Annotated in this window: 8 protein-coding genes and 1 pseudogene; 2 read left to right on the top strand and 7 right to left on the bottom strand. The window is 61.4% G+C overall.

The features are described from left to right. From CGK74_RS15310 to CGK74_RS18820, 4 genes and pseudogenes are all read right to left on the bottom strand, one after another. Positions 1-274: pseudogene (locus CGK74_RS15310) on the bottom strand (ISNCY family transposase); the annotation flags it as partial. A 124-nt stretch (positions 275-398) separates the two neighbouring features. Further along, positions 399-824 carry a metallophosphoesterase gene (locus CGK74_RS15315; RefSeq protein ID WP_094269308.1) on the bottom strand — a complete coding sequence of 142 codons (426 nt, stop codon included), beginning with the start codon at positions 822-824 and terminating at the stop codon, positions 399-401. Positions 825-1,139: 315 nt separating this feature from the next. Next, positions 1,140-1,556: a hypothetical protein gene (locus CGK74_RS18815; RefSeq protein WP_133091901.1), complete on the bottom strand. Its 417-nt coding sequence runs from the start codon at positions 1,554-1,556 to the stop codon at positions 1,140-1,142. Positions 1,557-1,654: 98 nt separating this feature from the next. Beyond that, positions 1,655-1,981 carry a hypothetical protein gene (locus CGK74_RS18820; RefSeq protein WP_133091904.1) on the bottom strand — a complete coding sequence of 109 codons (327 nt, stop codon included), beginning with the start codon at positions 1,979-1,981 and terminating at the stop codon, positions 1,655-1,657. A gap of 293 nt (positions 1,982-2,274) precedes the next feature. Between CGK74_RS18820 and CGK74_RS19580 the strand changes: the two genes are divergently transcribed. Both CGK74_RS19580 and CGK74_RS19585 read left to right on the top strand, forming a co-directional pair. Beyond that, positions 2,275-2,388 carry a phage integrase N-terminal SAM-like domain-containing protein gene (locus CGK74_RS19580; protein ID WP_476718182.1) on the top strand — a complete coding sequence of 38 codons (114 nt, stop codon included), beginning with the start codon at positions 2,275-2,277 and terminating at the stop codon, positions 2,386-2,388. Positions 2,389-2,404: 16 nt separating this feature from the next. Continuing rightward, positions 2,405-2,686 carry a tyrosine-type recombinase/integrase gene (locus CGK74_RS19585; RefSeq protein ID WP_476718181.1) on the top strand — a complete coding sequence of 94 codons (282 nt, stop codon included), beginning with the start codon at positions 2,405-2,407 and terminating at the stop codon, positions 2,684-2,686. A gap of 235 nt (positions 2,687-2,921) precedes the next feature. Here CGK74_RS19585 and CGK74_RS15330 read toward each other — a convergent pair whose 3' ends face one another. The 3 genes from CGK74_RS15330 to CGK74_RS15340 are packed head-to-tail and all read right to left on the bottom strand — an operon-like array spanning position 2,922 to position 6,155. After that, positions 2,922-3,935, bottom strand: coding sequence for a tyrosine-type recombinase/integrase (locus CGK74_RS15330; RefSeq protein ID WP_094269310.1), 1,014 nt, complete (start codon positions 3,933-3,935; stop codon positions 2,922-2,924). Continuing rightward, positions 3,928-4,905 (bottom strand): tyrosine-type recombinase/integrase, encoded by a 978-nt coding sequence (locus tag CGK74_RS15335; protein ID WP_094269311.1) that lies wholly within the window; start codon positions 4,903-4,905, stop codon positions 3,928-3,930. The genes CGK74_RS15330 and CGK74_RS15335 overlap by 8 nt, the downstream gene beginning before the upstream one ends. Continuing rightward, positions 4,902-6,155 (bottom strand): site-specific integrase, encoded by a 1,254-nt coding sequence (locus CGK74_RS15340; protein ID WP_094269312.1) that lies wholly within the window; start codon positions 6,153-6,155, stop codon positions 4,902-4,904. The genes CGK74_RS15335 and CGK74_RS15340 overlap by 4 nt, the downstream gene beginning before the upstream one ends. Positions 6,156-6,317 lie beyond the last annotated feature (162 nt).

Genomic DNA, 6,317 nt, shown 5'->3' on the forward strand with positions numbered 1-6,317 from the left:
TGTTTGTTGAGAAGTCAATTTCCACTGGAAACGGCATAGAGCCGCCGTAGTTGTGCTCGAAATGGTAGCCCTTGGTTTTGAGGACGTTGTTGTTTTCGTTCTCGATTTTCCATCTCGCCCGGCCTGCGGCGACGACTTCGGCGACGTTGTCGGCACGTACGGCATGGGAGGTGGCAAAGGCGTTGCGGTACAGCACCCGTCCGTTCTCAGTGGTACTGGTGAGCTCGCACCAATTGACCTGCACTGCGTCGTCGGCTGAGCGATCAGGCCGGCCTGGCTCAGTGCTGTTGGGATGACAGTACGGGCGGCGCACATGGCGAAAACTCCTATCCGGTAAAGGTGTCAGGATAGACCAAAGGCCATAATGAGAATTGCTGCTCTGGTAGCCACTTTCTCGCTTAGCGTACGATTTTTTCCGAATTCTGAGACGGCCCCTTGTGCAATTGCTCAAGCGGCACATCGCCCCAGTACTCCCAGTTTCCCAGTACCGCGACGGCGTGCGGCACGTCGACTTGCGACAGGAGTGCGCGTAGGACGGGCAGATCGCCAGGCTCATCGACCACATCACCGGCCAAGATGAGGATGTCTGGGCGGACCACACGCAATTGTTCGATAACGGCACGCTCTCGGTAGCCCACTCCGTCGAGGTGAAGATCAGAGAGCACGGCGATGCGAATCGGTGCCCGACCTGCGGGGCTCTCACCATGATACGTAACCTCGACCCAGTTAGGCTCGACCAGCGAAGCGTAGAGCAGTACGCACGCCAGCAGCACTGCCAGACCAAACCCCGCTCGCCGGATGACCTGGTCAGCGGCTTTGCGCATGTCTACGCCAGCAGCTCAGATAAACGAACAGCAAAAAAACCGCGAGATAGGCCAACAGGTAGAAGAACCGAACATCACCATATGGGCCATGCTCTATTGCGCACAATTCCATTTCGACTCTGCAGAAGGGTTGGTGATTGCACGCTCGCTAGGGCTGGAGGGACAGGTCTGTCATTTTCTCATCCGTCGCTGACTGACCCCCGACTCTACGCGGTCCTTCGCTTCCAGAGGAAGCGGACGCTCAACGTCTGAATTCACTAGCCTTGCGCGGCTTTATGCGCAAGGTCCGGTGGGATGATAGGTTGGGCGGCGCGATCACCGAAGCACCGTTACACGACGGGAACTATCAACGAAGAACACGAAAACTCCCAGCACGTTGAGTGCCGAGGAAATACCCTCAATAAGCGTTCGATGTGCTTTGTCGTCGGGGAAAGCTAGCGCAATCTCAGCGCCACTAGTCGAATGCTTTTGGCGAAGCATAGCGGCGTAGTAGAACGCGACGGAAACATGCGTCTTGACTTGGTTGGAGGTGAAAGGATTGCCATAGTTGGCGGTTCCTTCCTTCGAACTGGTGCCACCCTTTGCCTCGACCAGCAATTGCTTCTTTGTCGCAGGATGCTCGGCCACAATGTCTATCCCACGTTGGTTAGTGGAAAGCGCCCTAACGATTCGATAGCCCTCGCCTTCGAGGTGTCCGGCAACAGCCTGCACCACATCATTCTCAGTAAGCACGGAACGTACTCGGAGCCTGAGCCGCCCAACATTTAGCTTGAGGGGCGCGGAAACAGGCGGCGAAGCCGGCAGTTGGAGCGTCCCTCTCGAGGCGTTTGTTAGGGGTTGCCGGCCGCATTTTTTTTGCGAGCAAAATAGCCGCAGTGCTCATCTGCATAATGAACAACACCGGACCAGCTTTTGTTTTCTGAGTGTTTTTCCACACCGTACTTTTCAGTAAATGAAGAAAGCTTTGTAGCGTCATTTGATGAGATTGCAGCGGCATATTCCTTTTCTGCTGCATCCATGCATGACTGATATGCATCATTCGCTAGCCTCGCGTCTTTCATGCGTTGCGTTTGACCAGACATCACCCGCCAGATTGCGGGGATCACCATAAGCAAAACCAACCAGAATATTGTCTTCCCCCACCAGCTTTTTGGCATGTCGCCCCCTACTTTGTTTTAGGGAGACAGAAATGCTGCATAACATTGTCTCCGTGGTGCGGGCGAGCCCCGCTTGTCTGCTGATGATTAACGGGCTATTCTGTATGCAAATACAGTAATGGCGCCCTATGAAAACCAACACTGAATCTCTGCCGCCGTTGCGCTTGGTCAAGGTTCTAGACCAGTTGCGGGAGCGCCTGCCGTATCAGCACTACAGCCTACGGACAGAACAGGCCTATGTCCATTAGGTACGAGCGTTTATTGGCTTCCACGGCACGGCGCACCCGGCACAACTGGATGGTGCTGCCGTCGAGGCCTTTCTGTCGAGGCTCGCCTGCGAGCGCGGGGTGTATGCATCGACGCATCGTCAGGCCTTGGCAGCACTGCTTTACTTCTATGGAAAGTAATCGGCGTTGATCTGCCATGGATGAAGGACATTGGGCGCCCGCGCCCAACGCGTCGTTTGCCCGTCGTACCGCTCATTCGGTCGACCCACGCACCGGCCTGGTGCGGCGCCACCACCTCTATGATCAAACGTTTCAGCGGGCATTCAAACGAGCTGTCACACGTTCAGGCATCGCCAAGCCTGCGACACCCCACACTCCGAGGCATTCCTTCGCGACCGCCTTACTGCAGGGCGGCTACGACATTCGCACGGTACAAGAGCTACTCGGTCACTCCGACGTTTCAACCACGATGATCTAAACGCACGTCCTTAAGGTCGGGGGCGCCGGTGTTCGCTCTCCGATTGACGTTTTGCTTCAAGTCGGTATGAGCTGACTGCTTTCGGGCGACACCGCTGAATGACAGCTTGTGGCCGTTATGATCAGCTATCCATAACGGCCATTATGCCCAGTTCCCAGTTATGAACAGTTGCGGTGCGGGCCGCGTCATCGCACGAGCGCAGCGTTTGTGCGCGATGCCTGCGGCCTGCACATAACTACAGGGTCTTGAGGAACTCGATCAGCGAGTCAGGCGCCTTGTAACGCCGGATCGCGGCGTCTGGTTCCTGCAGTCTCCCCAGTGCCTGCTCCTTCATCGCCAGGTCAGCCTCGACGTATTGATGAGTTGTCGTCGGGCTCTCATGTCCCAGCCACAGCGCGATGACGCTGATGTCCACGCCGGCCTGCAGGAGGTGCATGGCCGTCGTGTGGCGGATGATGTGCGGGGAGATGCGGCGCGTCGCAAGCTGCGGCTGCGCGGCGGTCGCGGCCTTGACGGCGAGGGCGAGGCGCTGAGTGACGTTCCCGCGCGTCATCGCCTGGCCATCGCGGTTGGGCAACAGTGGCGATGTGGGTTGCAACTGCGGATTGAACCGCAGCCACGCCCTGATCTGCCTCACGGTCGATCGCCACAGTGGCACCGTGCGTTGCTTGCGCCCCTTGCCGTGCAGGTGCACACAGGCGGCACCATCGAGCACCACGTCGGCCAGCGTCACGCCGATGATCTCGGAGACCCGGGCGCCGGTGTTGTAGAGCATCCTGAGCAGCAGATGGTCGCGCTGGCTCGTCCATGAGTCGTCGGGCTCGCTGATGATCGCCAGCACTTCCTCGCGCGACAGGAAGCCCAGCATCTGCCGCTCGAAGCGCTTCATCGGTACGCCCAGCGACTGCTCGACGGCATGCAGCGCGCTCACGTCGCGCCGACCGGCAAATTTCAGGAACGCCCGCAACGCCGCAAGTCGAGCGTTGCGGCTTCTCACCGTATTGCCCCGCTCGCGCTCCAGGTGATCAAGGAAGGCCAGGATCAGCGCCGGCGTGATCTCCTCGAGCCGGATCGCCGTGGGTTGCTTGTGTAGCCGCGCTTGCGCGAAGTCGAGGAACAGCACGAAGGCATCGCGATACGCGGCAACGGTACGCGGACTCATCGCGCGCTGCTGCTGCAGGTGCTCGGCGAAGAACGCCTGCACCAGGGCCGCGAAGCTGGGCGCCTGGACTGATTCGGGCTTAACCATCGTCGTCCTCCCCCGCTTCGTATGGATCGACGAAGTGCTCGAAACGCTTGCCCACCACTTGCAGGAGTTCGGGCGTGCCCGTGAGGTACCAGTACGTGTTAGAGACCTTGGCGTGCCCCATGTACGTCGACAGCGCAAGCATGTGCTCGTGCACGTTCTCGCCCTGCTCATGCCAGCGCAACAGGCGACGCACCGCAAAGCTGTGCCTCAGGTCGTGGATGCGGGCTGCACCGTGGCCGCCGCGAGCGACCCAGCCCAGTTCCCGGCGCAGTTGATCGAAGATACGGTGGGCCTGCCGATCACTGAGCGCGCGACCGAGCCGGCGGCCACGGGTGGCGATGAAGAACGGCCCCTCAGGATCGGCCGGCACGTACTTCGTGCGCTCAAGGCGGTAGGCGCGCAGGGCCGTTACGGCACTCGGGTGCAGCGGTACCAGGCGCGACTTGCCGAACTTGCTGCAGCGGACGGTCAGCACGCCGACACTGAGGTCGACGTCCGCGTCGACCAACGCCAGGGCTTCGGAGATGCGCAGACCCGTACAGGCGATCAGTCCGAACAAGGTCCGCATGACGGTACTGCGCAGTGGCGGCCCGAGTCGCCCGGCGGCTTCGAGCAAGGCCTCGATCTCCTCGTCGCGGAAGATGTGTGGGGTGCCCCGACCCGGGACCGGCCCGAAGGTCGCCTCGTCGGGGACCTCGGTAGCCGGCTCGAACTGCTGCAGCCAGCGCGTAAACGGCCTGAACAGACGTAAGGCGCGAGCCGCCGTGCCCCGGTCACCTCGGCCACCCTTGACTTGCCGCGCCCAGGCAGCCATCACCTCGACGGTAAGCGGTCCGTGGTGACCGACTGCCTCGACATAGCGTGCGAACCGGACAAGCGCCTGACCCATGTGCTGAAGTTCGAACCCGAGGCGACGGCGCTCGGCCAGATACGTCTCGATCCGCTCGAGAAGGGATATGTGGGCGCTCATGCTGGGCTCCCTGGCCAGGACAAGGCGACTTCTGCCAAGCCAGCGCGATCGGTCTTCGCGTAGATGAGCGAAGTGTTCAGCGAGCGGTGCCGCAGCACGTCGGCGACTTCCTTGATCGAGCCCCCGCTGTTGACCAGCCGACAGGCCAAGGTGTGGCGCAGGGCGTGCGCCCGGCCATGCGGGATACCGGCGCGGCTGAAGGCGTCGCGGATCACCCGATGGATGGCATCCACGCTGACCGGTGCATCGTGTGGAGCCAAGCAACGCACGAACACGGATCGGTTGCTGGTGAGCGGTCGCTCGTGGCGCAGGTACGCCTCCAGCGCCTTGCCCGTGGGGACTGGCAGTGGCAGCACATCCTGGCGGCGAGACTTCGTCCGCCTCAGCGTGAGCGTGCCGTTCTGCCAATCGATGTCGTCCAGTTGTAGCCGGTTGATCTCGATACAGCGAAGGCCCAGATCGAGGGCCAGACGGACGATCGCATAGCCGCGCTTGGGCGCGCGCAGCGCCGGGGTGAATGAATTGAGGACACGGCCGACCTCACGCGACTGCAGCGCGCGTGGCAGCGACGCATGCGTCCAGTTGGCGGGCGAAGCGATCACGCCCAGCAAGGCTTGCACCGAATCACCGCACGTAGCCCGCCAGCGCAGATAGCCACGCAAGGCGGCGTTGATGGTCACCGCGTTGCTGATCGTGTTGCGCAACTCCAACTGCTCGGCGACGAAGCGGCGGATGTCCTGCGGTTGCAGTTCTTGCAGATTCAGAGGATGGCCCGCGAATTTGTGCACGAGCAGCCGCTCGATGATCCGCAGTCGGACCGAACGGGTGCCGCTGGCCAACCCACGGGTATCGAGCATGTATGCGTCGTAGCGGCTCAGCTCTTCGGCGATCGGACCCGACGGTGTCGGCAAGTCCGCGATCACGCCGCGCTGGCGAAGAATGGCCAGCAGGGGCATCAAAGCCGCATGTACCTCGCGCGGACGGCGCATCACCGGTCCTCGGCAACCACAGTGCGGGAGGTGATCCTGAAGAAACTGATCGATGCGGCTCTCGTCGAGCCGGTCGACCGGCAACCGGCACAGCGACATCCAGTGAGCGAAGTGCGCGACGGCGTTCAGCCATCGCCGGCTCGTGCTGGATGCGTAGCGACCGCGCTCCAGCCGTTCGACGTAGGCCGGCACATACGCAGCCAGCGGACCGTCGAGCAACCAGCCTTGCAGCACCGCATGCAGGGAAGGGATCTTGGGCATGGCAAACTCCTATCCGAAAGAGGAGTTGCCGTGCTGCGCCAGCGCCGGAATTATGTCCAGCCCCGGGTTCGTCGACGCTACGGATCAGGCGCTAGCCGCCGGGCCATCCCCAGCATCGCCGTGAGCCGACTGTTCATAACTGGGCGCTGGGCATAATGGCCG

The sequence above is a fragment of the Thauera propionica genome (assembly GCF_002245655.1).
GTDB classification, from domain to species: Bacteria; Pseudomonadota; Gammaproteobacteria; order Burkholderiales; family Rhodocyclaceae; genus Thauera; species Thauera propionica.

Bases quoted from the DNA above. Each gene is read 5' to 3' on its own strand.
- CGK74_RS15330 (WP_094269310.1), bottom strand. From the start codon at position 3,935: ATGGTTAAGCCCGAATCAGTCCAGGCGCCCAGCTTCGCGGCCCTGGTG.
- CGK74_RS15335 (WP_094269311.1), bottom strand. From the start codon at position 4,905: ATGAGCGCCCACATATCCCTTCTCGAGCGGATCGAGACGTATCTGGCC.
- CGK74_RS19585 (WP_476718181.1), top strand. From the start codon at position 2,405: ATGGATGAAGGACATTGGGCGCCCGCGCCCAACGCGTCGTTTGCCCGT.
- CGK74_RS18820 (WP_133091904.1), bottom strand. From the start codon at position 1,981: ATGCCAAAAAGCTGGTGGGGGAAGACAATATTCTGGTTGGTTTTGCTT.
- CGK74_RS15315 (WP_094269308.1), bottom strand. From the start codon at position 824: ATGCGCAAAGCCGCTGACCAGGTCATCCGGCGAGCGGGGTTTGGTCTG.
- CGK74_RS15340 (WP_094269312.1), bottom strand. From the start codon at position 6,155: ATGCCCAAGATCCCTTCCCTGCATGCGGTGCTGCAAGGCTGGTTGCTC.